The sequence below is a fragment of the Microcoleus sp. BM001215392 genome (assembly GCF_036700185.1).
Classification (GTDB): domain Bacteria; phylum Cyanobacteriota; class Cyanobacteriia; order Cyanobacteriales; family Microcoleaceae; genus Microcoleus.
The window spans coordinates 1-2,303 of record NZ_JAUBOJ010000628.1; the positions used below are offsets into that span (position 1 = coordinate 1).

The 2,303-nt window shown below is 42.1% G+C and carries 2 protein-coding genes; one reads left to right on the forward strand and one right to left on the reverse strand.

All coding sequences use genetic code 11. The features are described 5' to 3' along the window. Positions 1-59 precede the first annotated feature (59 nt). Positions 60-1,445, forward strand: a complete 1,386-nt coding sequence (locus QT974_RS33560) for an ATP-binding protein (protein WP_333472684.1) — start codon at positions 60-62, stop codon at positions 1,443-1,445. 429 nt (positions 1,446-1,874) lie between these two features. Here the strand turns inward: QT974_RS33560 and QT974_RS33565 are convergent. Then, positions 1,875-2,303 (reverse strand): Uma2 family endonuclease (locus QT974_RS33565; protein WP_333472685.1); only part of this gene is annotated, 429 nt, incomplete at its 5' end.

Sequence of the window (2,303 nt, forward strand, 5' to 3'; positions counted from 1 at the left end):
TGTCGGAAATGTCGGAAAGATCGGATATAATACGACAAACCGCAGCACACGACTGACCTATGGAAATCGCAGAAGTGTTAAAACTCGCAGACGAACTAATTTTCGCGAAGACGGGAGAACATATAGACTATCTGCAAAAAGCTATCCTTGAAGGGACATTCCAAGGTCGGACATACCCGAAAATTGCTGAAGAAACTCATTCAAGTGAAGGCCATACCAGAGATATCGGTTCGGAATTATGGCAAATACTCTCAGAGGGATTCGGAGAAGAGATTACTAAAAGAAATTTTCGAGCCATAATAAAAAAAGCGAAATTTGATAACTTTTCATCAGCTATCGGTAGAGTAGGTAGAGATTATGTAGCAATTAATAACTTCAATATTTGTCAAGAAAGGGCGAGAAGTCCAACAGAACCCGCAAACCCCCAACCAACTTCTAAACAACTCCACATAGACTTAGGCGACGCACCCGAAATATTCAGGTTTTTCGATCGCACTTCCCAACTCTCCACCCTCGAAAACTGGATAATACACGATCGCACACGCCTAATCGCACTCCTCGGAATCAGCGGCATCGGCAAAACCACCCTTTCCCTCCGCTTAATAGACGAAATCAAAACTCAATTCGATTACGTCATCTATCGCAGCCTCCGCTTTTCCCCAACCCTAGACGCAACCCTCACCAACCTGCTGCAAATCTTCTCCAAACAATCCGAAATTCCCCAAAACATCGAAACCAAAATTTCCCAAATCCTCGATTACCTGCGAAAATACCGATGTCTGATTGTCCTCGATGACGTGCAAATGCTTTTTAGCAGCGGACAACTCGCAGGACAATATAAAACTGGATATGAAGATTATCAGTTATTTTTTAAACTAATTGCCGAAGTTTGTCATCAAAGTTGTTTGATATTCAATAGTTGGGAAAAACCCAGAGAAATTGCCAGATTATCAAAAGAGTATCGTCCCGTGCGATGTTTTGTATTGGGAAGTTTGGGAGAAGCTGCTAAAGAGATTTTGAAATCGCCAAAGTTATCCGATGAGGAAACATGGTCAAATTTGATTGATATTTATCAAGGAAATCCTCTGTGGTTGGAGTTGACTGCAACGCTGATTCGAGAGTTATTTGGCGGGAGAGTTGCGGAGTTTTTGCAGTGCGAGATGCCGATTTTAGATGAAGGGTTGCAATTTCAATTATCTCTACCTTTTGGGCGTTTGACTGCGGCAGAGTTGGCAGTGATGGTTCACCTGGCTAATCAACCTGAATCTGTTGCTGTGTCGCAGTTTTTCAACAAAATACCGTTTTCGCCGTCAGAAATAGTCAATGCAGTGCGATCTCTGGGAAATCGGTTTTTATTGGAAGCAATAGAAGAGGAAAAGATAACTTTGTTTAGTTTGAATCCCGTGTTGAAACAGTATGTGCAAAGTCGGTATCTTTCTAATTGATGTCAAATCCGGTTGATAAACGCGATATTCGTAGGGAAACGGCAGTGTCCATGAGTGTAAACTTAAGCCTTAAATCCTCTGTATCTCTCCTCTCGTTTATAGCTGAGGCCAGATCCCCCTAAATCCCCCTTAAGAAGGGGGACTTTGAGTAGATTCTTGTCCCCCCTTCTTATAGCATTTCTAAAAAATATTGCTACAATAAAATCGTTTGGTTTGTTTACAAGTAACTATGTAGGCATAGGTGCGTCGCTGTTAGATTGTCGATTTTTATTTAAGGATTGTCAATGACGACGCACCCTACAGCTTTGAGAATGCTCTTGTCCCCCCCTTCTTAAGGGGGGCTAGGGGGGATCTGGGCCTAATTGTGAAACAGCAGTCTGTGACTGCGCTTGAGTTCAAATTGACACGGCTTTGGGCACTACCCTTTCCCTAGGGTAGCTGATTCTGTAAGTGCGATCGCACCCACTCTCTAAACTCTCTAATTCTCGCATTCTCTCCCTTTTCTGAGTCTAGGTGCATAAACCGTGCGAGTTCTTTGACAGGAAAAGAGGCAAATGCCAAACTCATTTCCGATTCGACATAACCCGTATCATTTAAAATATTAATTATTAGTTTCCCCTTCTTCCAAATCCAAACCTCCGGCACTTTTAATTCCGCATAAACCGCCATTTTATGGATAGATGAGCTAGTCAAATCCATTTCCACAGCTAAGTCTGGTGGTGGGTCATTTTTGAGATCGATAGTTAACTTTCCTCGCATTAAAGCTTCATTTTGGATATAAAAACATTCATCAGCTTCGTTACCAGCTTTTTTCGGTTCCGAACGCCAAGTAGATGATTTTAATCCGATAATTTCAAT